19 protein-coding genes are annotated in these 25,498 nt (G+C 74.9%); 9 read left to right on the top strand and 10 right to left on the bottom strand.

Annotated elements, in window-relative coordinates; genetic code table 11:
* Positions 1–13: 13 nt before the first annotated feature.
* The 3 genes from IEV65_RS04290 to IEV65_RS04280 are packed head-to-tail and all read right to left on the bottom strand — an operon-like array spanning position 14 to position 5,340.
* Entirely contained in the window at positions 14–1,792 is a 1,779-nt protein-coding gene (locus IEV65_RS04290; RefSeq protein WP_188428331.1) for a DUF5719 family protein, read from the bottom strand.
* On the bottom strand, positions 1,792–5,013 hold the full coding sequence (locus tag IEV65_RS04285) for a glycosyltransferase (protein WP_188428330.1): 3,222 nt from the start codon (positions 5,011–5,013) through the stop codon (positions 1,792–1,794). Before IEV65_RS04285 ends, IEV65_RS04290 begins: the two co-directional genes overlap by 1 nt.
* Positions 5,014–5,070: 57 nt before the next feature.
* Entirely contained in the window at positions 5,071–5,340 is a 270-nt protein-coding gene (locus IEV65_RS04280) for a WhiB family transcriptional regulator (RefSeq protein WP_188428329.1), read from the bottom strand.
* A gap of 156 nt (positions 5,341–5,496) precedes the next feature.
* Between IEV65_RS04280 and cofD the strand changes: the two genes are divergently transcribed.
* Both cofD and IEV65_RS15835 read left to right on the top strand, forming a co-directional pair.
* On the top strand, positions 5,497–6,468 hold the full coding sequence (gene cofD, locus IEV65_RS04275) for a 2-phospho-L-lactate transferase (RefSeq protein ID WP_188428328.1): 972 nt from the start codon (positions 5,497–5,499) through the stop codon (positions 6,466–6,468).
* A complete protein-coding gene (locus tag IEV65_RS15835; protein WP_188428327.1) occupies positions 6,465–7,505 on the top strand; it encodes a coenzyme F420-0:L-glutamate ligase in 1,041 nt (346 codons plus the stop codon). Before cofD ends, IEV65_RS15835 begins: the two co-directional genes overlap by 4 nt.
* Position 7,506: 1 nt before the next feature.
* Here the strand turns inward: IEV65_RS15835 and IEV65_RS04265 are convergent, their stop codons facing one another.
* Complete coding sequence (locus tag IEV65_RS04265; RefSeq protein ID WP_229734877.1) at positions 7,507–8,448, bottom strand: DNA-3-methyladenine glycosylase family protein; 942 nt, start codon at positions 8,446–8,448, stop codon at positions 7,507–7,509.
* 78 nt (positions 8,449–8,526) lie between these two features.
* Between IEV65_RS04265 and IEV65_RS04260 the strand changes: the two genes are divergently transcribed.
* The 3 genes from IEV65_RS04260 (at position 8,527) to IEV65_RS04250 (ending at position 10,828) form a co-directional block, all read left to right on the top strand.
* On the top strand, positions 8,527–9,270 hold the full coding sequence (locus IEV65_RS04260) for a TIGR03089 family protein (RefSeq protein WP_188428326.1): 744 nt from the start codon (positions 8,527–8,529) through the stop codon (positions 9,268–9,270).
* Positions 9,271–9,351: 81 nt separating this feature from the next.
* Positions 9,352–10,152 (top strand): CoA transferase subunit A, encoded by an 801-nt coding sequence (locus IEV65_RS04255; protein WP_188428325.1) that lies wholly within the window; start codon positions 9,352–9,354, stop codon positions 10,150–10,152.
* A 1-nt stretch (position 10,153) separates the two neighbouring features.
* Positions 10,154–10,828 (top strand): 3-oxoacid CoA-transferase subunit B, encoded by a 675-nt coding sequence (locus tag IEV65_RS04250; protein ID WP_188428324.1) that lies wholly within the window; start codon positions 10,154–10,156, stop codon positions 10,826–10,828.
* Between the two features lie 82 nt (positions 10,829–10,910).
* Here the strand turns inward: IEV65_RS04250 and IEV65_RS04245 are convergent, their stop codons facing one another.
* Entirely contained in the window at positions 10,911–11,333 is a 423-nt protein-coding gene (locus IEV65_RS04245) for a pyridoxamine 5'-phosphate oxidase family protein (protein ID WP_188428323.1), read from the bottom strand.
* An 18-nt stretch (positions 11,334–11,351) separates the two neighbouring features.
* Complete coding sequence (locus IEV65_RS04240) at positions 11,352–12,368, bottom strand: glycosyltransferase family 2 protein (RefSeq protein WP_268235327.1); 1,017 nt, start codon at positions 12,366–12,368, stop codon at positions 11,352–11,354.
* Positions 12,369–12,458: 90 nt separating this feature from the next.
* Here IEV65_RS04240 and IEV65_RS04235 point away from each other — a divergent pair, with 90 nt between their 5' ends.
* Positions 12,459–13,667: an LCP family protein gene (locus IEV65_RS04235; RefSeq protein WP_188428322.1), complete on the top strand. Its 1,209-nt coding sequence runs from the start codon at positions 12,459–12,461 to the stop codon at positions 13,665–13,667.
* 78 nt (positions 13,668–13,745) lie between these two features.
* Positions 13,746–15,482, top strand: a complete 1,737-nt coding sequence (locus tag IEV65_RS04230; RefSeq protein ID WP_188428321.1) for a serine/threonine-protein kinase — start codon at positions 13,746–13,748, stop codon at positions 15,480–15,482.
* Between the two features lie 14 nt (positions 15,483–15,496).
* On the opposite strand, the gene IEV65_RS04225 is transcribed toward IEV65_RS04230, so the two are convergent.
* Genes IEV65_RS04225 through IEV65_RS04215 form a run of 3 tightly spaced genes read right to left on the bottom strand, consistent with a single transcriptional unit; the run spans position 15,497 to position 18,581 of the window.
* Positions 15,497–16,561, bottom strand: coding sequence for a serine hydrolase domain-containing protein (locus IEV65_RS04225; protein WP_188428320.1), 1,065 nt, complete (start codon positions 16,559–16,561; stop codon positions 15,497–15,499).
* Positions 16,558–17,370, bottom strand: coding sequence for an isocitrate lyase/PEP mutase family protein (locus IEV65_RS04220; protein WP_188428319.1), 813 nt, complete (start codon positions 17,368–17,370; stop codon positions 16,558–16,560). The genes IEV65_RS04225 and IEV65_RS04220 overlap by 4 nt, the downstream gene beginning before the upstream one ends.
* A gap of 50 nt (positions 17,371–17,420) precedes the next feature.
* Positions 17,421–18,581 carry an acyl-CoA dehydrogenase family protein gene (locus IEV65_RS04215; protein ID WP_188428318.1) on the bottom strand — a complete coding sequence of 387 codons (1,161 nt, stop codon included), beginning with the start codon at positions 18,579–18,581 and terminating at the stop codon, positions 17,421–17,423.
* Positions 18,582–18,730: 149 nt separating this feature from the next.
* On the opposite strand from IEV65_RS04215, the gene IEV65_RS04210 reads away from it, so the two are divergent.
* Positions 18,731–23,725: an nSTAND1 domain-containing NTPase gene (locus tag IEV65_RS04210; protein WP_229734876.1), complete on the top strand. Its 4,995-nt coding sequence runs from the start codon at positions 18,731–18,733 to the stop codon at positions 23,723–23,725.
* 121 nt (positions 23,726–23,846) lie between these two features.
* Positions 23,847–24,356, top strand: a complete 510-nt coding sequence (locus IEV65_RS04205) for a hypothetical protein (protein ID WP_188428316.1) — start codon at positions 23,847–23,849, stop codon at positions 24,354–24,356.
* A 65-nt stretch (positions 24,357–24,421) separates the two neighbouring features.
* Here the strand turns inward: IEV65_RS04205 and IEV65_RS04200 are convergent, their stop codons facing one another.
* Positions 24,422–25,447 carry an LLM class F420-dependent oxidoreductase gene (locus IEV65_RS04200; protein ID WP_188428315.1) on the bottom strand — a complete coding sequence of 342 codons (1,026 nt, stop codon included), beginning with the start codon at positions 25,445–25,447 and terminating at the stop codon, positions 24,422–24,424.
* Positions 25,448–25,498: the final 51 nt, after the last annotated feature.

The following is a 25,498-nucleotide window of genomic DNA, read 5'->3' as shown; positions in this document are numbered from 1 at the left end:
TGCGACCGCGGGCTCAGGGACCCAGCACGGTGACGTCGGCCACCGGCCGCGACCACGGGGTGCCAGGCACGGTGCTGGCCGCGAGATAGGGGCCACGCCGGTCGGCGCCGCTGAGGAGGACCGACGCCACGACGCCCACCCCTCCCGTCACACTGACCCAGACCGCGCGGGTGTCGGCCCGGAGGTCCACGGCTCGGCTGGTGTCGTTGGGCACCCGCCCCAGCTCCTCCTGGCGCACGGTGCCGTCGGCCGCGAGCGTGTGGACGACGACGTCGGCGGCGTCGACGACGGTGACCACCAGCCCGGCCCGGGCGCCAGGGACACCGTCCGTGGCGGGGACGGCCATCCCTAGGGGGGTGAGGCTCGGCGTCGTCGCCGCGACCCACGCCGTCTCTCCCGCGGGACGGAGGATCGGCGGGCCGTCGGGGTCGGCGCTCGCCCCGCCGTCGGCACCGGACGTCGAGGACGTGTCGTCCCCCCGCGATCCCGGGGAGTCACCGTCCTCCGGCTCCTCGCTGGCGCCGGCCTCGTCCGGTGGCAGCGGCTCGTCGCCGGTCGGCGGGACCTCCAGCCGGGCCCCGGCCGTGACCGGGACGTCGGAGCGCAGCCGCAGCCCCAGCACCCCCTCGGGCAGGTCGCCCAGTGCGACGTCGACGGTGCGGCCCGCCGGGACGCGCGTCACGGCCCCCGGCAGGGTGACCGCGCCGCGCTCGGTGAGGGCGGTGACGTCCACGACGGCCGCAGCGTCCCCCGGCGCGGCCAGGCGCAGGGTCATGGTCCTGCCGGGGAGCCGCTCCGGGCCGTCGGCGTCCACGGAGGGGACGACCAGGTCGGTGGAGGGTGGTGCGGAGGCCGTGACCACCTCGGCGCCGAGGTCCACCGTCCGCTCCCGGTAGTCCTCGCCGAGGTAGGCCGTCACGGGTCCGCCCCGAGAACGCACCCGGAGCACCGGCGACTCCACGGAGGGGGCGAGGGCGTCGAGCAGGTGCACGGTGCGTCCCCGTGCAGGGACGACGATCTCGTCGGTGCCGGTCCGGGCTGCGGGACCCTCGGCCCCCCACACCGCGACGTCGACGGTGACGGCGTCGTCGCCCGGGTTGGTCAGGACGAGGTGCTCGGTGCGGCCGGGGGAAGCACCACCGCCGACGAGCCACAAGGTCTCCGCGGGGGCCGAGCAGGCCGTCAGGCTCAGGCCACGAGTGCCCGCTGCGGTGGACTGGCCGAGCTGGCCCGCCACCAGCCCTGGGGCGGCGGGTCCGCTCGCCAGCACGAGGGCACCCGCGGCGGTGTCCAAAGTGAGGGACCCGGCACCGCCGACCAGGTCGACGGGAGCGTCGCCGGCCCCGCCGGTCGCCGAGAGCTCGGCCTTGGCCTCGATGTCGGCACCGGCAGCGTCGGAAGGGGACTCGGCAGCCCTGACGACCCGCCGTGGGGCCGCGGCCGCGGTGACCGTCACCTGCTGCTCGCGCTGCTCGTCCCCGTCCACGCCCAGCAGCTCGGGACCGGGACAGCCCAGCGCGGCCGCCCCGACCAGCGCGGAGCCCGACGCCGTGGCGACGGCGGTGTCCGGTGCCTGGCCGGCGGGAGCGTCGAGCACGAGCTGTCCGTCCCACGCGCTGAAGGCCAGCACCAGGGCGGCGGTGACCGACGAGGCGACCGCCGGCGCCACCCATCGTCGTGCCCGCAGACGGGGGGCTGCCCGGTCAGGGCCGCCCGCGGGCTGGGGCACGGCCGCCCCGTCGTGTCGCGGCACGGGTCCGTCCGGCCGCTCCTCAGCCGTCCGCCTCGTCATCACGCCTGCTCCTCCACCTCGGTCTCGGGGCGCCCGAACGGCAGCGCCAGGAAGGCGGTGACCGCCGCGAGCACGAGGGCCACGAGGTGCCAGGGGGCGAGTCCGGCTCTCACGTCCACCTCGACCTCGTGCGTGCCGGCCGGCAGCGCGACGGTGCCGTCACCCGCGACGTCGACCCGCTCGCCGTCGACCTCCACCGCTGCGTGGCGCGCCCAGCCGTCCCCCTCGGCGACGACGAGCCGTGCGCCCTCCGGGAGGCTCTCGAGCGTGCCGCGCGCGGCGGCGTGGGCGCCGACCACGGGCAGGCGGTGCAGCGCCTGTCCGTCGGGGCCGACCGCCGCGACCCTGGCGACCTGCGGCTGGGCCACCCGCCAGAGGACCTGCTCAGGGGGGCTGCTGACCCGCGTCAGGCCCGGCAGCCCGTCGACGAGCGAGGCGACCGGGTGACTGTCGTCCGACCTCAGCAGGACGTAGGCGGCCCCCAGCCCACGCAGCCGGGCGGCCGCCTCCTCGGGCGTGCCCTGCCCGGCCAGCGCCGCCACGGCGTCGACGACCTGGGGTGAGCCCGGGACCGCGACCGCCAGGTCACGTGCCCGGTCGCGCAGGATGCGGGCCGGCTCGGGCTCGGCCCCCAGAAGGTCCACGTCGAGCGCCAGCGTGCCGCTCCCGGTGGTCGTGGCCGGCTGCAGGATGAGCGTCCGCTGGGCGGCGGGGCCACGGGCCTGCTCGGCGGCCACCGCCGGGAGCGGGTCGATGGCGCGCTGCAGGGTGCCGACCCCGGTCAGGAGCGTGGTGTGCAGCAGGGCGACCCCGCCGGCGCCCAGCACGATGGCCACCAGGGCGGCCGCAGCGGGACGGCGCAGGCGCCCGAGGCGCCTGGCTGGGGCGGCGTCCTTGTCGAGCACACGGTCGAGGAGCAGCCCGGCGGCCAGCAGCAGGGCCGCCGAGCTCAGGGACAGCGGGGTGCCCGACCATGCGGAGACGCCGGCGCCGGCGTCGGCATACCCCTGCGGCAGTGCCCCGAGGACGAGGCGCGGGGCCGCGAGCGCGAGCGTCAGCGCGAGCAGGGCCCCGGACACGAGCGCGACGGCCCGTCGCCGCGAGGACCCGCCGAGGAGGAGCGCGCCCAGCGCGGCGGTCCACAGGGTCACCGCGCACCAGAGCGGCAGCGCGCCCCACGTGGCCGGGTCGACCTCTGCGCCGGGTCGCAGCAGGAGGAGCTGCCACGCGGGGGCGTCAGAAGCGCCCTCCGCGGCCACCGTGGCGCCCGCGCCGCCGAGGAGCCTGACAGGGTCGGACCAGAGCGCGGGCAGCCAGGGCAAGAGGAGCAGCCAGGGCAGCACGGCGAGCACGGCACCCCGACGCCGCACCGCGGCCGGGCCCACGACCACGAGCAGGACGGCCGCGAGCGTCGAGGGGACCAGGACGAGCGGCACCCACTGGGCGGCGAGGACGACGGCCAGCACCGTGGCGAAGGTCGCCGCGGTGCGACGGGCCCCGCCCGACCGGGAGGCGGCCACGGCATACCCGGCGACGAGAAGGGGCGCGAGCACGTGCACCACGACGGGACCGACCCGGCCCTCACCCACCGCGACCGGGAGCGGACCGAGGCCGGCCCAGCCGAGCGCGAGCGCCGCACGCAGCGCCGGGCGCCGGGTGACCCTGCGCAGGGCGAGGTATGCGGTCACGACGCTCAGCGGGAGCGCGAGTGCCAGCAGCCACGCGACACCGACCCCGGCGGTGGCCGACCCGGCCGCGCCGGGGGCGAGCTCGACGATCCGGGAGACCAGGGCGGCGGGCAGCAGCCACGGCTCGGCCAGGTCGGAGTGCCCCAGCCCGCCGCCGCGCCACCCGTCGAGCGCCGAGCTCCACAGGCCGGCGGCGTCGGTGGTCGCCGGGCCGAGCTCGCCGCCCGCGACGCCCGAGGAACGGGGCGAGAGAGCCCCCACAAGACCGGGCCGCTGCCACTGCCAGAGCGTGAGGGACGTGGCCAGGGCGAGCGCCACGGCGAGGGGCCAGCTCCAGCGGGGGCGCCGGTCACCTCCCGGGCCGAGCTCGGCGAACTCCTCCGACACGGGCCCCGACTCAGCCCCTGAGGGCCCACGCGCGACCCGCTCGTCGCCCCGTCTCGCCCGGGGGTCCAGCGCGTCGGCCAGCACGTCGAGCGTGGTGCGCCACCCGGCTGCCGCAGGGACGAACAGGCCCCGCAGGTCGCTCGGCCGCACCGAGCGGCGGCGGCGGAACCGCCAGCGGGCTCCCCAGCCCCGCGCCGGCGAGAGCGCGGCACGGAGGTCGGCGAGCTCGTCCGCGGCCTCGTGGGGGCGTTTGACGAGCAGCAGCACCAGGGCCGCGAGCACGCTCGTGACGACGATGCCGAGGCGTCGGCCCAGGCTTCCCAGGACCGAGCCGCGCGCGAGGGCCACCTGGCGCTGGCGCACCCTGGTGAGACGGGGGTCCCGGACACCGAGCCCGCTGTCGCCCTGACGCACGACGGCGTCGGTCGCGACGACCACCCGGTGGCCCGCGAGGTGACTGCGCCACGACACGTCAAGCCCGTCCACACCGTCGTCGCCGAAGGCGCGGTCCACGCCGCCGACCTCGTCGAGGACGTCGCTGCGCAGGAGGGCCCCGGTGAGGGGCACGCCGAGGACGTCCTGCCGCTGGTCCAGCTGCCCCTGGTCCACGAGCGCGCCGTCCCCGGCGCGGGGATCGACCGGCCGTCCACCGGCCGTCAGGTGGAGACCGACGCCCACGAGCATCCTCGGGTCGTCGAGCCGCACGAGCTTGGGGCCCACGACGGCCACCCTGCTGGCCCGCCGCACGGCCCCCGCCAGCGCCGCCAGGGCGCCCGGCTCGGGGCGACTGTCGTCGTGGAGGACCCACAACCAGTGGCCCGGGTGCACCGGCAGCGCCGACCGCGCGTCCTCGAGCACCCGCCCCGGGGAGGCCTCCCCACGGGCGGCCTCCTCACCGGTGGGCGCGAGCGCCGGTCGCAGGATCACCGGGACGCGGTGCCGGGTGCGCAGCGCGTGGCGGGCCACCTGCGCGGCCTCTCCCCCCTGCGGGTCCAGCCCCGCGACGAGCACCCGCTGCGGGCGCAGCGACTGGGCGGCCAGGTCGTCGAGGAGATCGTCGAGCGGATGCCCGTCGGGATGGGTCAGGACGATGACCGTCACGTCCTCGACCCTGGCGCGGGTCGGGGGGACGGGGGGCTGCGCCACGGAGGCCGCACCCGCGGCGCGTGTGGTCACGGGCTCCCGGCCTGCCGACACCACAGGTCAGACGGCGCTCTTCTTGAGCCTGCGGCGCTCGCGTTCGGACAGCCCGCCCCAGATGCCGAAGCGCTCGTCGTTGGCGAGGGCGTACTCCAGGCACTCAGCCCGCACCTCGCACCCCACGCAGACCTTCTTGGCCTCGCGCGTCGACCCGCCCTTCTCCGGGAAGAACGCCTCGGGATCCGTCTGCGCGCACAGCGCGCGCTCCTGCCAGGACGACTCCTCGACGCCGTCTGCGCCACTGAGCAGCGACAGCAGTTCCAGCTCGTGCATGGCTCCTCCTCGACCTCGCGCCTACACGTCCGTCGCCTCCACCGACCACGGTCTGCCTCCGGACCGGAAAAGTGCGACACCTGAATTACACGCGTGTCATCCCCATACGTCAACCCGGGATCTGCTATTGGTCTCCGACCTCCCACAATGTGACCCATGCAGATCACCGCACTGTCCGGCGGCGTCGGTGGCGCCCGCTTCGTCCGAGGCCTGCTCCGCGCGCTCGCCGACGACCCCGACCACGAGGGCTCGACCGTGACCGTCGTCGGCAACACCGGCGACGACATCACGCTCTTCGGGCTGCGCGTGTGCCCCGACCTCGACTCCCTGCTCTACACCCTGGGAGGGGGCGTCGACGAGGCCCAGGGCTGGGGACGCGCCGACGAGTCGCACCACGTCATGGCGGAGCTGACTGCCCTGGGCGTCCCCCCGCAGTGGTTCAGTCTGGGCGACAAGGACTTCGGCACCCACGTCGCGCGCAGTCTCTGGCTGGGCCGCGGGGCCAGTCTCAGCGAGGCGACGGAGCGGCTTGCGCAGCGGTGGGGCCTGCCCGACCGCGGCGTGCGGCTGCTGCCGGTCACCGACGCCCCGATCGAGACCCACGTGGTGGTGGACGACGAGGCGGGCGGGGAGCGCGCGATCCACTTCCAGGAGTGGTGGGTCCGCCACGGCGCCGCGCTGCCGGCCCTCCGGTTCACCGTCGCCGGGCTCGCCCAGGCGGCACCGGCTCCCGGTGTGCTGGAGGCGATCCGGGAGGCCGACGTGGTCCTCCTGCCGCCGAGCAACCCGGTGGTCTCCATCGGCATCATCCTGGGCGTCCCCGGCGTGCGTGACGCGCTCCGCGGCACCCGGGCGCCGGTGGTCGGGGTCAGCCCGCTCATCGCCGGACGGCCCGTGCGCGGCCACGCCGACGCCTGCCTGGCACCTCTCGGGGTCGAGGCCTCGGCGGCCGGGGTCGCCGGGCTCTACGAGGACCTGCTCGACGGCTGGCTCGTGGACGAGGCCGACGCCGGCTCGTCCTACCCCGCCCGGGTCCGGGTGCGCTCCCTGGACCTCCTCATGCGCGACGAGGCCGGTGCGGCCCGGATCGCCCGGGCGGGGCTCGACCTCGCTGCAGAGCTGCGATGAGCCGTCCTGACGGCGTGGTCGAGCTGGTGCCGCTGCGCGGCGTGCCGGAGGTGCGCGCGGGCGACGACCTCGCGGCTCTGCTCCTGACGGCGCTCCGGCCCGTCGGCGGGCTGCGGGACGGCGACGTCCTCGTGGTGTCCAGCAAGGTGCTGTCCAAGGCGCTAGGCCTGCGCGAGCCGGTCGACGGTGCGGCCCGGGAGGCGCTGGTGCTGCGGCACTCCCGTCGGGTCGTGGCCGAGCGACGCACCGGCTCCGGCACCACGCGGATCGTCGAGGCGCAGGCCGGACCGGTGATGGCGGCCGCCGGCCTCGACGCGTCCAACACCGGCCCGGACGCCGGCGTCCTGGTGCTGCCCGCCGACCCCGACGCGGCCGCGGCCGACCTGCACGCCGCGCTCGCCGACCGGGCGCCGGACGTGACCTTCGCGGTCCTGGTGAGCGACACCGCCGGCCGCCCGTGGCGCTCGGGCCAGACCGACCTCGCGCTGGGTTCCCACGCACTCCGGGTGCTCGACGACCTGCGGGCCGGCACGGACGCCGACGGGCGGCCGCTCGCGGTGACGGCCCGCGCCCTCGCCGACGAGATCGCCGCGGCGGCCGACCTGGTCAAGGGGAAAGTGGACGGTGTGCCCGCCGCGCTCGTCCGGGGACTGCCCGAGGTCGTCGACCCGGGGACCACCGAGGACGCGCGCAGCCTGGTGCGCACCGGGCCGGGCGACTGGTTCGCGCTGGGCCACGTCGAGGCGGTCCGGGCCGCGCTCGGTGCCGCTCCGGGCACGGAGGAGGCCGAGTCCGTCGGGATCCCGTCGGTCGGCCCCGAGGAGCCCCGCGACCGCGGGGAGCGCGCGGTGCGCCTGGCCCTGCTCGGTCACCCGGGCGCCCGGGTGGCGGGCACCGTGTCGTCCGGGTATGCCGTGTCCGCGGCGGACCCCGTCCTCGCGGGCCGCGTGGCGGCCCGTCTGGAGGTGGCCCTGGCTGGAGAGGGCCAGACGTCGAGCGTCACGGTCGAGCCGGACGGCTCGTCGTCCGGCGGTTAGCTCAGGCGACGGGCAGGTGGCGCCGGGGCGCCATCCGCGGTCCGCGGCGGGGCCGTCCGGCCCCCCCCAGCTCGAGGTAGCGCTGCACGCGGTAGCGCTGCCCGGCCCAGGGGCGCAGCAGCTCGACGAGCCCCTCGTCGCCGACTGGGTGGCCGGTGAGGGCCCAGCCCATGTCGGCCGCCACGTGGTAGTCGCCGAAGCTCACCGCGTCGGGGTCGCCGAGCGCGCGGTGCGCCGTCTCCGCCGCCGTCCAGACGCCGACGCCGGGGATGCTGACCAGCCGCTTGCGCGCGGCCGCGTGGCTCATGGCCGGCAGCTCCTCCAGCCGGCGGGCCAGGGCAGCGACCCGCACCACCGTGTCCGAGCGCTGGGGGCTGACGCCCGCGCGCAGCCACTCCCAGGACGGGATCTGGCCCAGCACCGCCGGCGTCGGGTGCAGCTGCAGACCCAGGACCTGGCCCGGCCCGGGGGCGGGCTCGCCGAAACGACGCACGATCCGGCGCCACCCGCCGAAGGCCTCCTGGCCGGTGACCTTCTGCTCGACGATCGCGGGGACGAGCGACTCCATGACCAGCCCGGTGCGCGGCACCCGCCACCCCGGGTGCCTGCGGCGGCTCTCCGCGACGACGGGGTGGAGACTCTCGAAGTCGTCCGCGGCGACGTCGTCGGCACCGAGCATGGACGGGAGGTGCTCCAGCACCCAGTCTGCGCCGGCACCCCAGGCCTCACCGAGCACGCAGCCCTCCCCCGGGCGGGTGACCGTGCGCAACGTCGCCGGACCGACCGGCGTCTCGACGGCCCGCCACAGGGCCCCTCCCGCCACCTTGAAGGACGGATCGCCCGCGCCCCGCCGGAACACGCCCCAGGTCGCGGCCACGTCCACGGCATACCCCGGCCGCCACGCACGACACGCGTGCGCCGCTCTCAGGGTCTCGGCTGTCACGGCGGCAACTGTGCACCGTCGAGCCACCTCCGCGCAAGGGGGTCACCGAGGCGGGACCTCACCCGTTAGCGTGGACCCGTGCCGTTCCCCAGCCAGCTGCTCGCCGACGCCGTCGCCGCCGACGGGACCCGGCCCGCGGTCACCTTCTACGACGACACGCCCGAGGGCCGCGGAGAGCGCATCGAGATCTCGCGCCGGGTGCTGCGCACCTGGGTGTCCAAGGCCGCCAACGCCCTCCAGGAGGGCCTCGACGTCGTCCCGGGCTCCGTCGTGCTCGTCGACCTGCCCAGCCCTCACTGGCGGCTCGCCTACTGGGCGCTCGCCGTCTGGTCCGTGGGCGCCACCCTCACGCTCGACCCCTTCGAGGGTGCCGACGTGCTCGTGACCACCGACCCCGACAGCGAGCTGGCCGAGGACAGCGACGAGGTCGTCGCGGTCGCGCTCCCCGCGCTGACCCGCGACTTCGGCCGGGAGCTGCGCAGCGGCGTGATGGACGAGGCGGCCGAGCTGTCCAGCTACGCCGACGAGTTCACCGCGTGGGACGAGGTGGACGTCGACGACATCGCCCTGGTCCACGACGGTCAGCGCCTGAGCTACGGTGAGCTGCTGGACGGTCTTGAGCCGGTGCCCCACGGCGCCCGCGCGCTGCTCACCACCACCGACCGGGGACTGCTGGTCCGGCAGGTCCTGCAGGTCCTGGCCGCCGAAGGGTCCGCCGTGCTGGTCCGCGGCGACGTCCCTGGGCCCGACGACGGCCGCGTCTCCGCCGAGGGCGTGACCTTCCGGGCCCCCGGTCAGGCCCCGCCCCGCGTCGAGAGCTAGCGTCGGGCCGCGCCGTGCCGGGGTGGAGGGCGGTGCCCGGCCGCCCGTCGCCGCGGCGACGGTGCCCGGTACCCTCCGGGCATGGACAAAGTTGTGACCACCGCCGCGGAGGCCGTCGACGGCATCCAGGACGGCATGACCATCACGGTGGGCGGGTTCGGGCTCTCCGGCATCCCCACCGTCCTCATCCAGGAGCTCCTCGCCCGCGGCACGAAGGACCTGCAGGTCGTGTCCAACAACTGCGGCGTCGACGGCGCGGGCCTGGGACTGCTGCTGGGCGAGCGCCGGATCCGCCGCGTCATCGCCTCCTACGTCGGCGAGAACCGCGAGTTCGCGCGTCAGTACCTCTCCGGCGAGCTCGAGGTCGAGCTCACCCCGCAGGGCACGCTGGCCGAGAAGATGCGCGCCGCGGGCGCCGGCATCCCCGCGTTCTGGACCCCGACCGGCGTCGGTTCCCAGGTCTCCGAGGGCGGTATGCCGTGGCTCTACGACTCCGAGGGGAACGTGATCAAGGAGTCGCCGGCCAAGGAGAAGCGCTCCTACACCGTGCGCGGCGTCACCCGGGACTACGTCCTCGAGGACTCGATCTTCGCCGACTTCGGCCTGGTCCGGGCGGCCAAGGGCGACCGCCACGGCAACCTCGTCTTCAACAAGTCGGCCCGCAACTTCAACCCGCTCTGCGCGATGGCCTCCGAGGTCGCCGTCGCGGAGGTCGAGGAGCTCGTCGAGCCGGGTGAGCTGGACCCCGACGACATCCACCTGCCCGGCATCTACGTCAAGCGCGTGCTGGCGCTCACCCCCGAGCAGGCCGCGGCCAAGGACATCGAGAAGCACACCACCCGCGGCCCCCGCCCCGCGGCCGGCACGACCGAGGAGGCCTGAGATGGCGCTGACCCGTGAGGAGATGGCGGCCCGCGCCGCCGCGGAGCTCAAGGACGGCGACTACGTCAACCTCGGCATCGGTATGCCGACGCTCGTCCCCAACTACGTGCCCGACGACGTCGAGCTGGTCCTGCAGTCCGAGAACGGCATCCTCGGCGTGGGCCCCTACCCCTACGACGGGGAGGAGGAGGCCGACCTCATCAACGCCGGCAAGGAGACCGTGACCACGCGTCCCGGCGCCAGCTTCTTCGACTCCGCCACCAGCTTCGGGATGATCCGCGGCGGCAAGGTGGACGCCGCGATCCTCGGCGCGATGCAGGTCTCCCAGGCCGGCGACATCGCCAACTGGATGATCCCGGGCAAGATGGTCAAGGGCATGGGCGGCGCGATGGACCTGGTCATGGGCGCCAAGAAGGTCGTCGTCCTCATGGACCACGTCGCCAAGGACGGCAGCTACAAGATCGTCGAGGAGTGCGACCTGCCGATCACCGGCCTGAAGGTGGTCCAGCGCATCATCACCGACCTGGCCGTCATCGACGTCACCCCCGAGGGACTCGTGCTCCGCGAGGTCGCCCCGGGCGTCACCGTCGAGGAGGTCGTCGAAAAGACCGGCGCCCCCCTCACGGTGGCGGTCGACGAGCCGACGCCCGAGCCGGTCTCCCCCGTCGAGGGCTGACCCCCTCGCACGCCGCGCAGGCCACCACGTCAGGCTGCTCCCGATGCCGGGAGCAGCCTGAACCGCGTCCGGGGCCGTGCCGCTACGGCGTCAGCAGACCGGTGGACACCACGAAGCGTTCGACCTCGATCCGCAGGGCGACCCGCGCGGGGTTCGGGCGCGGGACGCGGTAGCGCCGGGCGTAGCTCTCTTCCGCCCGCCTGACCGCCGCCGGGTCGGACCTGACCTCGGCCCGTCCCTCGAGGGTGGACCACCGGCGCCCGTCCACCTGGCAGGCCGCGACCCGCGGGTCGACGGACGCGTGGACCGCCTTGAGCGAGGTGCCGGACGTGATGACCCAGGCGCACCGGCTCTCCCGGTCCAGGGCCACCCCGACAGGGGTCACGTGCGGCCGTCCGTCGGCGCGCAGCGTCGTCAGCGTGCACAGGTGCCGCTCCGTCCAGAACTGCAGGAGCGGCGGCGGTATGTCGTCCCAGTCAGGCAGCCACGAGGTCACGGGCGTCATCTTCGCACCGGGCGGCGGTCACCCCAGCGGCACGTCCTGGCCGATGCCCTCGGGCGCGGGGCCGCCGGTGCCGCGCAGGAAACCCGCACCCCAGGTCAGGTGCATGGTGGCGAGCACCCCGGGCATCCGCGCCGCCACCCCCGGTCGCTCGCCACGGGCGATCCACCACCCGCCGAGGGTGACCGCGGCGGCATACCCCGCAGGCACGACCCAGAGGGGCCGCCAGAACAGCCCGCCGAGCGCGCCACCGGCCACGAGCGCCGTGGCGACGGGCGGGGCGAGGTAGCGCACGCTCACCGTCTCGGGGTGCAGGCGCATCACCTGACGGCGCCACTGGCCCGTGCGGTAGAACTGCCGGGCCAGCGCGCGCCACGTGGCCCGGGGGCGGTAGGTCACGGTGAGCCCGGGGTCGAACCACACCACGCCGCCGGCCTCCCGGATGCGGTGGTTGAGCTCCCAGTCCTGGGCGCGGGCGAAGTGCGGGTCGTAGCCCCCGACGCGCCGCAGCCAGTCGCGGCGGAAGACACCGAGGTAGACGGTCTCGGCGGGGCCGGCCTCGCCCCCGACGTGGAAGCGCGCCGCGCCGATCCCGAGCGGGGAGCGCATCGCGAGCGCGACCGCCTGCTGCAGGTCGCCCAGACCCTCGGCGAGCATGAGTCCGCCGACGTTGGCGGCGCCGGTCTCCTCCAGCAGGTCGACCGCCCGCTGCACGTAACCGTCCGACAACGCCCCGTGCCCGTCCATCCGGACCACGATGTCGTGACGGCTGGCGTCGATGGCCGCGTTGAGCCCGTCGGGCGTGCGCCCGCTGGGGTTGTCGACGACGACCACGCGAGGGTCGTCGGCCGCGAGCGCGTCGGCGACCTCGTGCGTCCGGTCCGTGCTGGGACCGACGGCGACGACGACCTCCATCGGGCCTGGGTAGTCCTGGGCGAGCACCGAGCGGACGGCCTCGGCCAGGTGGGTCTCCTCGTTGAGGATCGGCATGATGACCGAGACGGGCGGGTAGGCAGGCCTGGTCGGCAGGGTGCTCACCCGGTGAGGCTACCCAAGGGAAGGAGCCGAACCACCGTGGGCACGCGGGGTCCAGCCGACTGCCAGGTCACTGCCCTAAGGTGGGACGTCGTGCCGAACCATCCTGAGGACGACTGGACCCGACCCGTTCCCCGGACCCCCCGCCCTGACGGCTCCGCGGACTGGCGGGTGCGGGACCGCTCCCAGGAGACGCAGTACATCCCTCGCGAGAGCTACCGGCAGGACCGGTACCAGGGCCGGTACGACGAGCGCTACGACGAGCGCTACGACGAGCGCTACGACGAGCGGGAGGCACGACCCCGGCGGGCCGCGACGCCGCCGCCGCGACCCCCGCGGCGCCGCCGCCGCTACAGAGTGCGCCGCATGCTGGCCCTGCTGCTGCTGGCGCTGGTGGCCTATGTCGTCGCCATGGCCGTGGTCGTGGCGCTCATCTGGGGCAGCGTCAGCAAGGTCGACAGCGAGCCGGACGTCGCGGACCGGCCCTCGGGGGGCGCCGGGGAGAACTACCTCCTCGTGGGCACCGACAGCCGCGAGCAGCTGACCCAGGAGGAACGCTCGGAGTTCGGCACCGGCAGCGCCGAGGGCTCGCGCGCCGACACCGTGATGCTGCTGCACGTGCCGACCGTCGGCGACCCCACCCTGGTCAGCCTGCCGCGCGACTCCTACCTGGAGATCCGTGACCACGGGTTCGACAAGCTCAACGCCGCCTTCTCCCTCGGAGGCCCGGAGCGCCTCGTGGACACTGTCGAGCAGGCCACCGGGCTGCGGATCAGCGGCTACCTCGAGATCGGTTTCGGCGGCTTCGTCGGGGTGGTCAACGAGGTGGGCGGCGTCCGCCTGTGCCTCGACGAGGCCGTCGTCGACGAGAAGGCGCACATCGACCTCGCCGCCGGCTGCCAGGACCTCTCGGGCCCGGACGCGCTCGGCTACGTGCGCATGCGCTACGCCGACCCGCGGGGCGACATCGGCCGGGTCGAGCGCCAGCGCGAGTTCCTCGCGGCGCTCGTGGCCAAGATGGCCAGCCCCGCCACGGTCCTCAACCCCGTCAGGCTGCACCAGGTGGGCACGGCGACCGGCTCGGCGCTCTCCGTCGGCGAGGACACTTCCCCCGTGGAGGCGGCCCGGATGGCCCTGGCCATGCGCTCGATCGCCAACGGCAACGGGGTCTCCACGACCGTGCCCTACGCCAACCTCAACTACCCCACCAACGTGGGCAGCGCGGTGCTCTGGGACGAGGCCGGCGCGGCCGCGCTCTTCGAGGCCCTGCGCAACGGCGCCCCGGTCACGGTCCAGCCCTGACCCACGACCGACCGGTCGCCACGTCGGCGGCTAGGGTCGGCATACCCTGTCCAGGACAACCGCACGGAGGTGACGGACGTGGCTGACGAACCCCAGCAGGACCCAGAGACCACGACGGCTGCTCCCCTGTCGGAGGACCCCACGCTGGTCGCCGGCCGCTACCGCATCCTCCGCACCCTCGGGCGCGGCGGCGGCGGGATCGTCTGGCTCGCGCGCGACGAGAACCTCGGTCGGCAGGTGGCCCTGAAGAAGGTCGCCGGCGAGGCCGACACGGAGATCCTGCTCACGCGCGGGATGCGCGAGGCGCGGACGAGCGCCGCCCTGGCGCACGACCATGTCGTCCGCGTGTATGACGCGTTCGAGCACGAGGGTGCGCCGTGGATCGTCATGGAGTATGTCGCCGGTCCCTCCCTCGCCCAGCTCATCGAGGGCGGCACGGCGCTGCCGCCCGAGCAGGTCGCGCGCATCGGCAGCCAGGTCGCCACCGCCCTGGCGGCGGCCCACGGCGCCGGCGTGCTGCACCGGGACGTCAAGCCGGCGAACGTGCTGCTCACCGACGAGAGCGGCCAGCACGCCAAGCTCACCGACTTCGGCATCGCGAGGGCCGAGGAGGACCACCAGCTCACCCGGACCGGGATGGTGAGCGGCACCGCCGCCTACTTCTCCCCCGAGATCGCCGCCGGCCACGAGCCCACGGCAGCCTCCGACGTCTGGGCGCTCGGCGCCACGCTCTACACGGCGGTCGAGGGCCGACGGCCCTTCCCGGACGCCCCCAACGCGGTCGCCCAGCTGCACACGATCGTGCGCGAGACGCCGGCCGAGCCGCGTCGCGCGGGTCCGCTCACGCCCGTGCTCGCGGGCATGCTGCACGGCGACCCGGCGCAGCGCTGGACCGCCGAGAGAGCGGCCGCCGCCCTGCGCGAGATCGCGCAGACGGGCAGCACCGCCCAGACCGAGGTATGGCGTGACAGCGCCGGTGCCGCAGGCGCCGGTGCCGCAGCCGCCGGCGCAGCGGCTGCGGGCTCGGCCGGCTGGTCGGTGGGCGCGACGCAGCAGCACCGACCCGTCGACGCGACCCGGCAGGTCCCGGTCGGCGACACCCGCCACGCACGGGTCGCTGACCCGGCACGGTCGGCCGCCGCCCCCGCTTCGGCGGCCGTCTCACGACGGTCCGCAGCCCCACGCCCGGGTCCCCGCGTCGGCACCGTCGTCGTCTGGCTGATCGCCCTCCTGCTGATCGCCGCCCTCGGCTGGCTGGTCTGGACGATCGCCGAGGGCCGCACCAGCGACGGCCCCCCGGACGACCCCGCAGCCACGAGCACCAAGGTGACGGCGACACCCGTCACGGCGGAGGAGGCAGGCCAGGTGGCCCGGACCTTCTACGAGACGCTGCTCCAGGGGCTGGAGCCCGCGCGCGCCTACCTCGGTCCGGACGCTGCGGTCGACCCGGGCATCGCCGACGGGCTGACCCGCGTGGAGTGGGAGGACGTCCAGGCCCAGCCGGCCGCCGACGGCACGGCCACCGTCGGGATCACCGTGCGCTACTTCTACGGCGAGACGGTCTACGAGCAGCGCGAGGACCTCGTCGTCGCCCGCACCGAGGTCGGCGGCGACCCGCTCATCGTGAGCCGTGCGACGAGCGACCCGGTGATCACGACCGAGGGGGACGATGACGACGACGCTGGCACCGGGGCGGACGACGCCCAGGGCAACGGCACCGGCAACGGCAACGGCAACGACAACAGCAACGACAACAGCAACGACAACAGCAACGGCAACAGCAACGACAAGGCCAAGGGCAAGAAGGACGACTGAGCGCGGGCGAGCGGTCACCCGGCCGCGAAGGCCGCCGCGTCCATCGCGTCCACGAGGTCGCCCAGCCCGGGCACGTCCTCCCAGCCCACGTTGGCGAGCAGCACCGCGGTGGTGCCGTCGGAGGGCCGGAAGCGTCCGATCGTCGCCACCCCGGGATCTCCGCCCGCCTTGCCGACCACGCCGTCGTCGCGCACCACCACGACGTAGCTCGTGCCGAACCCGGGCCACCCGGGCGCGCGAGGGGTGAGCGCGAGCTCGGGGGTGACCCCGCGCCATACCCATGCCTGGGCGAGCGCGGCGAAGAACCGGGCGACGTCCCCCGCGGTGACGAACGCTCCTCCGTCCCCGATCCCGAGGGCCGGGACGGAGTAGATGTTGGTGCGGGCCGGGCCCCCGGGCAGCAGGGGCGGCAGGTAGCCCGTCGCGACGTCCGGGTGCACCTCGTTCATCGCGAGGTAGCCGCTGCCCGTCATGCCCGCCGGTCGGAGCACGCGGCTGGTGACCGCCTCGGCGAACGGCAGGCCGCAGACCTCGGTGAGCACGATCCCCAGCAGGACGTAGCCGGCGTTGCTGTAGTGGTAGGCCGTGCCTGGCGGGCACACCGGCGGGAGGTCGGCGAAGAGGGGCAGCACGTCGAGGCCGTCGCGGACCCGGTAGACGGGCAGGTCGGCCCAGATCGACCCGTAGTCCGCGACGTAGCCCGGCAGGTCCTCGTCCTCCTCGGCGTAGTCCGCGATGCCCGAGGTGTGCAGGAGCAGGTGCTCGACGGTGACATCCTCGCGGAGCGTGACCGGACGGCGGTGGGGCGGGAGCACGTCGACGACCCGGTCGGTCAGGCCCACCTCACCCCGCCCGGCGGCGTCGAGCACGGCCACGGCGGTGAACATCTTGCTGAGCGAGGCGGTCGCGAACCGCGTCCCGGGATGGACGGGTATGCCGTCGGCCCGGTTCGCGAGGCCGTGGCACGACTCGTGCAGCACCTCCTCGCCGCGGGCGACCCGGAGGATGCCGGAGAAGCCCTCGTCCCGCTCGAGACGGGTGGCCTGCTCGGCGAGGGCCTGCCAGCGGGGCTCGCTCACCGCTCCACCCGGTGCAGCGCGTCGACGTCGGGCAGGTCGTGGAAGCCGGTGAAGGTGCCTTCGTCGGCGATCTCCCGGGCGACCCCCAGCCACCCGCGCCAGGCGGCGCGGGCCAGGGTGCCGCCGACGCTGATGCGCCGCACCCCCAGTGCGGCGGCCTCCGCGACCGTGATGAAGGGGCCGTTGACCAGGAGGTTGACCGGCTTCGGGGCGACGGCCTCCACCACGGCGCGGACCTCCTCGACGGTGCTCAGCCGTGGTGCGTACAGGCAGTCGGCTCCCGCGTCGGCGTACGCCCTCAGCCTGCGCACGGTCTCGGCGAGATCGGGCCGGCCCACGACGAACCCCTCCGAGCGGGCGGTCAGCAGGACGCCGGTGCCGCTGCGGTCGATGGCCTCCCGCGCCGCGGCGACGCGGTCGACGGACAGCTCCCGGTCGAGCAGCGGCTCGCCGCCGTCGCGGGAGGAGTCCTCGACGGACAGGCCCGCGACGCCCGTCTCGGCGGCGCGGCGCACGTTCTCGGCGACCTCGTCCGGCTCCACCGCGAAGCCGTCCTCAAAGTCCGCGTTGACGGGCACCTCGACGGCTGCCGCGATCTCCCTCAGGTGAACCAGCATCGGCTCCAGCCCGGCCCGCGTGTCGGCTCGCCCGAGCGTCCAGGCGAAGCCGGCGCTCGTGGTCGCCAGGGCCGGGAAGCCCAGGCCGGCGAGGGCGCGGGCGCTGCCGACGTCCCACGGGTTCGGCATGACGAAGCAGCCACTCTCGTGGAGGCGGTGGAACTGTGCGACGCGGTCCTCGTGGGTGCTCATGTCCCGAGCATGCTCCCCCGGCTCCGTCCGCGCGAGGGGATTGCGGCGGGTCAGCCCCTGAGGAGCTGGCGCGCCATGACGATGCGCTGGACCTGGTTGGTGCCCTCGTAGATCTGGGTGATCTTGGCGTCGCGCATCATCCGCTCGACCGGGAAGTCCTTGGTGTAGCCGTAGCCGCCGAAGAGCTGGACGGCGTCCGTGGTGACCTCCATGGCCACGTCGGAGGCGAAGCACTTGGCGGCCGCCCCGAAGAAGGGCAGGTCGGCGTCGCCGCGCTCCGACTTGGCGGCAGCGACATACACCATCTGGCGCGCGGCCTCGAGCTTCATCCCCATGTCGGCGAGCATGAACTGCACGCCCTGGAACTCGGCGATCTTCTTGCCGAACTGCTGGCGCTCCTTGACGTAGGCCAGCGCCGCGTCGAGGGCGCCCTGGGCGATGCCGACGGCCTGGGCACCGATGGTCACGCGGGTGTGGTCGAGGGTGCGCAGGGCGATCTTCAGGCCCTCGCCGCGGCCGCCGACCATGCGGTCCCCGGGGATGCGGCAGTTGTCGAAGTGCAGCTCGCGGGTCGGGGAGCCCTTGATGCCGAGCTTCTTCTCCAGGGCGCCGAAGGTGAAGCCCTCGTCGGACTTCTCGACGACGAACGCGCTGACGTTGCGGCCACGCTCGCCCTCGGGGTCGGTGACGGCCATGACGGTGTAGTACTCGGACTCGCCGGCGTTGGTGATCCAGGACTTCTGGCCGTTGAGGACGAACGACCCGTCGGGCTGCTCGACCGCCTTGCAGGTCATGCCCGCGGTGTCCGAGCCGGCCCCGGCCTCGGACAGCCCGTAGGAGAACATCGCCTCGCCGCGGGCGACCGGCGGCAGGTACTTCTGCTTGATCTCGTCGCTGGCGGCCAGGATCAGCGGCATCGTGCCGAGCTTGTTGACGGCCGGGATGAGCGAGGAGCTCGCGCAGACGCGGGCCACCTCCTCGATGACGATGCAGGTGGCCAGGGCGTCGGCGCCGACGCCGTCGTACTCCTCCGCGATGTGCGGGGCGTGGAAGTCGGTCGCGGTGAGCGCCTTGAGGGCCTCGACCGGGAAGCGCGCCTCCTCGTCCACGGCGGCGGCATGGGGCGCGATCTGGGCCTCGGCCACCTCGCGGACGGCCTCCCGGAGGGCCTCGTGATCCTCGTTGATCCGGAACAGGTCGAAGTCGCTCATGGCGGGAGCCTACCGGTGCGTCACACCCGTCCCTGACGCTGGCGTCAAGGACGGGACCAGGGGTCCGGGGACGGGGCGCGACCGACGCGGGACCGGCGCGCGACCGGGCGGGGCGAGCCTGCGCATACCTGCCCGGAAAGGACCCCGCCATGCCTGCCCCGCACTATCGTTCCGCCATGGAGATCGGGGTCCTCGGACCGCTCGAGGTGCATCGCGACGGGGTGCGCGTCGACATCCGGGGGGCCAAGGAGTCCACCGTTCTCGCTCATCTCGTGGCCTACGCCGGCCAGGTGGTCCCCGCGACGGACCTCATCGAGTCGCTGTGGGAGGACGACCCGCCGCCGAGCGCCGCGAAGACCCTGCAGAACTACGTGCTCCGGCTCCGCAACGCCCTCGAGCCGGACCGCGACGGCACACCGCGACTCATCCTCACGAGCGGACGGGGCTACCTGCTCGCCGTGGACCGCGCGGCCGTCGACGCCGACCGGTTCACCTCGCTGGCCGAGCTGGCGCGGCAGGCCCTGGCGGAGGGACGTCCCCAGGCCGCGCTCGACGCGGCCCGGGACGCGCTGGCCCTGTGGCGCGGCCAGCCCTACGCCGGTCAGGAGGACACGGACTTCGGTCGGGCCGAGGCACGCCGGCTCGGCGAGCTCCGGCAGGGCCTGCTCGAGGTGCGGGCCGAGGCGCTCCTGGCGCTCGACCGGTCGGCCGCGGCGGTGCCCGAGCTCGAGCGGCTCACGCAGGAGCACCCGCTGCGGGAGCGGCTGTGGGAGCTGCTCATGCTTGCGCACTACCGGGGCGGCCGCCAGGCGCAGGCGCTGGAGACCTACGACCGTGCACGCGCGCACCTGGCCGAGGAGCTCGGGGTCGACCCGGGGGCCGGCCTGCGGGAGATGCAGGCCCGGATCCTCGCCCAGGACCCGGGCCTGGACCTGGCGGACCGGCGGCACGGGGTGCCCGAGCCGCTCCGCGCGCACGGCCGCATGGTCGGGCGCGGGGAGGAGCTCCAGGTGCTGCGCGACGCCTGGGCCCGGTCCCTCGCCGGGGCCGCGGTGACGGTCCTCGTGCGCGGCCCCGCCGGTGCGGGGGCCACCCGCCTGGCCGCGGCGCTGGCCGAGGAGGCTGACCGGGACGGGGCCGTGGTGCTGCTGGGTGGGGAGGCGTCGGCGCCGGGCTCCGGCCGGTGGCTGCGGGTCGTGGACGGCGCGTCCCCCGAGCCTGCGACCTCCCGAGGGATGCTGCTGCTCCTCACCGGCCCCGGATCGGTGCCGCCCCCCGGCGTCCCCGTGGTGGACCTGTCCCCGCTCGGACCGGAGCAGGTGCGCGAGATCGTCGCCGACTACGTCCCGCCGTCAGCCGTGGAGGAGGTCGCCGAGGAGATCCTCGCCGGCGGTCCGGCGTGGCCGGGACGGGTCCACGACGAGGCCGCCCGGCTGGCCCGAGCGCTGGCCTCGAGGCAGCTCGTCGTGGCCGTGGACACGGCCGGCCGCTCGAGCGCGGCCCTCAGCCGGGCCCGGGCCGAGGTGGCGGACAGCATCCAGACGCTGGGACAGCAGCCCGTCCGCGCCACCGGTGACACGGACGACAGGTGCCCGTGGCGCGGGCTGGTCGCCTACGACGTAGAGGACGCCGAGTGGTTCTCGGGACGCGAGCACCTGGTCGCGGAGGTGCTCGCACGGCTGACGAGCACCCGTCTCCTGGCGCTCGTGGGCGCCTCGGGAAGCGGCAAGTCCTCGGCTCTGAGGGCCGGGGTCCTGGCCTCCGTCGCCAGCGACGTCCTGCCCGGCTCCGCCGGCTGGCGCCGGGTCCTCATGCGGCCTGGCCGCCACCCCCTGCGCGAGCTCGCGCGCGTCGCCCTGGGCTCACCCACGTCCGACCTCGGTGAGCTCCTCGCGCACCTCGTCCGGGACGAGGACGGCGCTCCGCGCACCCTCCTGGCGGTGGACCAGCTCGAAGAGGTCTGGACCGCCTGCGACGACCCGGGTGAGCGAGTCGCGTTCCTGGACACCCTCGTCGACCTCGCGACGTCGGGCACCACCTCGACGACGGTGGTCGTCGCGCTCCGGGCGGACTTCGTCTCCGCGGTGGCCCAGCACCCCGCCCTCGCCCGTCTGCTCTCCGACGGCACGGTGCTGGTCGGCTCTCCCTCTCCCGCCGAGATCGAGCGCGCCGTCACCCGTCCTGCGGCGCGGGCCGGCCTGGTCCTGGAGGACGGCCTGGCGCAGACGATCGTCGAGGCCGCCGGGGACGAGCCCGGGTCGCTCCCGCTCCTGTCCGTCGCGCTCACCCAGCTCTGGCAGGACCGCGACGGTGGGCGCCTCAGTTACTCCGGCTACGTCCGGGCCGGCGGGATCACCGGGGCGATCAGCACGCTCGCCGAGCAGGTATGGCGTGGGCTGGCCTCCGAGGACCGGCACACCGCCCGTGTGCTCCTGCTGCGGCTGGCCGGCCGCGGGGAGGGGCAGGGCGTGGTGCGGCGCCGGGTGCCGCTGACCGAGGTCGAGGCGCTGTCTCTGCCCGGCACCCGCCGCGTCCTGGAGGCGCTGGCCGACGCGCGCCTCGTGACCGTGTCGGACGCCCACGTCGAGGTGGCGCACGAGTCGCTCTTCCGGGAGTGGCCGCGCCTGCGTGACTGGTTGAGCGAGGACACCGCCGGGCACGACGTGCTGCGCAGGCTCGCAGCGGCCGCTGCAGAGTGGCAGGCGGAGGGGCGCGACGACAGCGCGCTGTGGGGCGGCGTCAGGCTGTCCGCCGCGGTCGACCTGGCGGCGGCGCGCCCGGACGAGGTCACCCCGGTGGAGCGGGACTTCCTGGACGCCGGCCTCGCGCGCGTGCGGGCCAGGGAGGACGAGGCCCGGGCCCGGGCGGCGGCCACGGCCCGGCAGAACCGGCGGCTGCGGTGGGCGCTGATGGCCACGGTCCTGCTGCTCGTCGCGGCGCTCGTGGCGGGCGTCCTGACCGTGCGCGCCCGTGGGGAGGCCGAGGCCTCAGCCGTCCGGGCCCGGGACTCGGCGGTGTCGGCGGACGCCCGACGGCTGGCCGCGGTGGCCCTCAACGAGGACCGGCCCGCCGTCGCCCTCCTGGAGGCCGTCGAGGCGGTGCGCCGCGAGCAGAGTCCCGAGACCTACGGCGCCCTCCTCACGCTGCTCACGCGCCAGCCGGACGTGGTGACCCGCTACCGCATCGAGGACCGCTTCCTCGAGGTGGGCACCGCTCTGGACGGCCGCGTGGTGGTGCTCTCGGACAACATCGACCAGGTGTACGCGCTCGACGCCGAGGACGGGACGCTGCGCTGGCAGACCGCCTCCCCCACCGGTGGGCAGTGGGGCCGCCCCGTCTCCGCCCCCGGGTCCGACTGGGTCGCGGTCCCGCTGCTCGCCGGGCCCGACGCCCCTCCGGACCAGGCGGTGCTGCAGGTGCTCGACGCCGGGACCGGGCAGCTCCGGGCCCAGGTGACCGTCGCCGACCTGCACGAGGCCCACCCCGGGGAGGAGGTCTTCGTGGACCGCTCCGCGGGTCTGCACGAGGGCCGGCCGGTGCTCACCACGCGGTCCTCCGCGTTCGTCGTCGACCCGGACTCGGGTGAGGTGCTGTCCCGGACGGCCTGGGAGGGCCGCAGCGGCTGGCACTGGACCCTTCCCGGTGGGGTCCTGGTGGCAGAGATGGAGGAGGGCCGAACCTCGTCGACGCTCGACCTCGACACAGGTCGGGTCCGGAGCGACCTGCCCGGGATGGTGGTGGGGGTCAGCCCCGACGGGAGCCAGGTCGTGACGAGCACGAACCCTGTCACCGAGGGCGGGGAGGTGTCCATCGTGCACCTGCGCGACCCCCGCTCCTGGGAGCCGCAGGGTGGCACCGGCACCATCTCCGGATTCGTCCGCTCTGCGCAGCTCGCTCCCGACGGTGACAGCCTCGCCGTGGCCGTCGACGAACGGGTTGAGCTGCGCGACCCGACGACCTTCGACCTGATCACGAGCTGGCCCGTGCACAACGGCGCTGTGCTCGGCACCGTCCTGGCGGGCACCGACCGTGACCTCCTCTGGACCGCGGGGCGCGACGGCACGACGGTCGCCCTCGACCTCTCGCGCTCCCGGGGGCTGCTGCGCCGGGAGAAGACGGAGCTGCAGCTCGAGCTGGGTGCGGCAGCGCCGCGGGCGGCTCGGGCCGTCGTGCGGGTCCCGCACGACGACGCGCCCAACGGCGCCCGGTTCGTGAACCTGGCCACCGGCCAGGACCTCCACGGCGAGCTGCAGCCCTACGACTGCTTCTGTCAGGTCGGGCCTGCCCTGGCCATCACCCCCGACGGGCGACGGGCGCTCGCCACCATCGAGGAGTGGCACGACCTCGAGGACTTCGCTCCGGTCACCGACCGGGGTCGCGTCGCTGTCTGGGACGTCGAGTCGGGTGAGGTGGAGCGGACGATCGCCACCCCGTGGGCGCCGGTCGGTCTGGCGCTCACGGCGGACGGCACGCGCGTCCTCGTCAACGGCAGCGGTGGGTGGGCGCTCTACGAGGTCTCGAGCGGCCAGGAGCTGTGGAGCCACCAGGACCCGGACCGACCGGGCGAGCCCAGCCCCGTCGGCACGCTCGCGGCCGCTGCTGACGACGACAGCCGGATGGCGGTGCTCCGTGGGACGTCGGTGGTCGTGCTGTCCGGCGAGGACGGTGCCGCGTCGGCGTCGCTCGACCTGCCCGGCACGATGGCCCTGTCCCGTGCGCTCTACAGCGCCGACGGACAGACCCTGGTGGTCGGCTCGCTCTCCGGCCGGCTGCACTTCCTCGACGCCGGCACCCTGCGCCGAGTCGCCCCTGACCGCCTGGTGACCGCCGGCTACGTGGTGGACCTCCAGCGGTCCCCCGATGGTTCGACGATCGCGGTGATGGGCAGCGACGGCGACGTCACCCTCCTCGACGCCACCACCTGGCGCCCCTACGGCAAGCCCGTGGTGGACGGCCTCGGCTGGGGGTTCCTGGCCTTCGACGAGAGGCAGCTGCGGATCTACGGCGAGCTCGGTCCGGACGCGGCCATCGGCACCGACCCGGCCGCGTGGGTCGAGGCGGCGTGCCGGGTGGCCAACACCGACCTCACGCCGGAGGAGTCCGCGCTCATCCTGCCCGGTGAGCCGGTGCGGCCCACCTGCTGAGCGTGCCCTGACCTGCACCGACGGTCGCGCGACCGGTCCGCGACCGCCCCGCGACCGGACCGCGCCAGGCTCGACCCAGGCGAGGGAGGGTCCCGAGCCGCACCAGAAGGAGCTGATCCGCATGAAGCGCACCCGTCGGTCCCTGGCCGCCGCACTCGTCACCGCCGCCACCCTGGCCACGGCCGCCCCGGCCACCGCCGACGCGCCCGACCGCGTCATCGAGCCGCTGGAGTTCACGAACCCGGCGCACCCCCTCTTCACGGAGGCGTGCGGCTTCCCCGTCGAGGTCCATGTCTGGGGCGAGTTCATGGTCACCACCTGGACCGACGACGAGGGCAACCCGGTCCGCGAGTTCCGCCAGTTCAAGTTCCGCAGCACCACCTCCGCCAACGGCAAGAGCGTGGACGGCATCACCATGGGCCCGGAGACCGCGGTGTTCAACGACGACGGCTCGACGACCGTCTACATCCGCGGCATCGTCAACCGCCGCATTCCCGGCGCCGGCACGGTCGTGCTGGCCTCGGGCTTCGGGCTCAACATCTGGCCGGCGGACGGCGGCGAGGACATCGTGGTGGTCCCCACGAACGGGCCGGAGTCCCTCCAGCCGCTCTGCGACTACCTCGCGCCCTGACCCCGACCGGTCCCGTGACGGGCCCCGCGCCGCAGGGAGGCGCGGGGCCCAGCCACGCGGCAGGCTCAGCCCTGGCCGGCGAGCTCCGGCATGACCTCGTCCTCGAACAGCTCGATGCCGGACGTGTCGTAGGCCGCCTCGGCGAAATAGGTGATCGCGTACGTCATACCGCGCCCCTCCATGTCCCTGAGCATATCCACGATCTGCTCGGGCGTCCCGACGGCAGGCTGGGTGCGGAGGTTGCGCACGGCGGCCTCCGCACGCTCCTCGGCGATGCCGCCCCGGACATGGAGGTCCTTGACGAGGGCCAGCCGGTCCTCCACCTCCGCCTCGTCCCGACCGATGACCACGTTGTAGTTGGCGGACCGGGTGATCGAGGCGGGGTCGCGTCCCAGGTCCGCGCAATGCCCGGCCAGCACCTGCGACTTGTGCGAGAAGACGTCCGGCGTGCCGTCGAAGTTGGTGCAGTCGGCATACTCCGCCGCGATCCGCAGCGTCTTGCGCTCGCCGCCGCCGGCGACCCAGACCGGTATGCCGTTGCGCTCGCTCCCCGGGAACGCCGTGCCCTGCAGTGGCCGGGGGTGGCACAGGGCGCCGTCGACCCGGTAGTGCTCGCCCTCCAGGGTGGCGCTGCCGGTGGTCCACATCTGCCGGAAGATGTCGACCCCCTCGCGGAGCCGGGCCAGCCGCTCCCCCGCAGTCGGGAAGCCGTAGCCGTAGGCGCGCCACTCGTGCTCGTACCACCCGGCGCCGATGCCCATCTCGACCCGGCCGCCGGAGATCACGTCGACGGTCGCCGCCACCTTGGCGAGGTAGGTCGGCTCGCGGTAGCTGATGCACGTGCACATCTGGCCCAGCCGGACCCGGCCCGTCGTGGCCGCGAAGGCCGCCATGAGCGTCCACGCCTCGTGGGTGGCCTCGTCCGTGGGGCCGGGGCTGGTGTGGAAGTGGTCGTAGACCCACAGCGACTCCCAGGCCTCCTCGGCGTCGAGGCGCTGGGCGAGGTCGAGCATGACGCCCCAGTGCTTCTCGGGCGCGATGCCGACGAGGTCCAACCGCCAGCCCTGGGGCACGAACATTCCGAAGCGCATGGGCACGACAGTAGTGCCCGACGGACCGGCCGACCCGCCGGAGGGGCGTCG

The organism is Ornithinimicrobium tianjinense (assembly GCF_014636495.1).
Lineage (GTDB): Bacteria > Actinomycetota > Actinomycetes > Actinomycetales > Dermatophilaceae > Ornithinicoccus > Ornithinicoccus tianjinensis.
The sequence above is the reverse complement of the archived record's forward strand: the minus strand, read 5'-3'. Positions and strand labels throughout refer to the sequence as shown.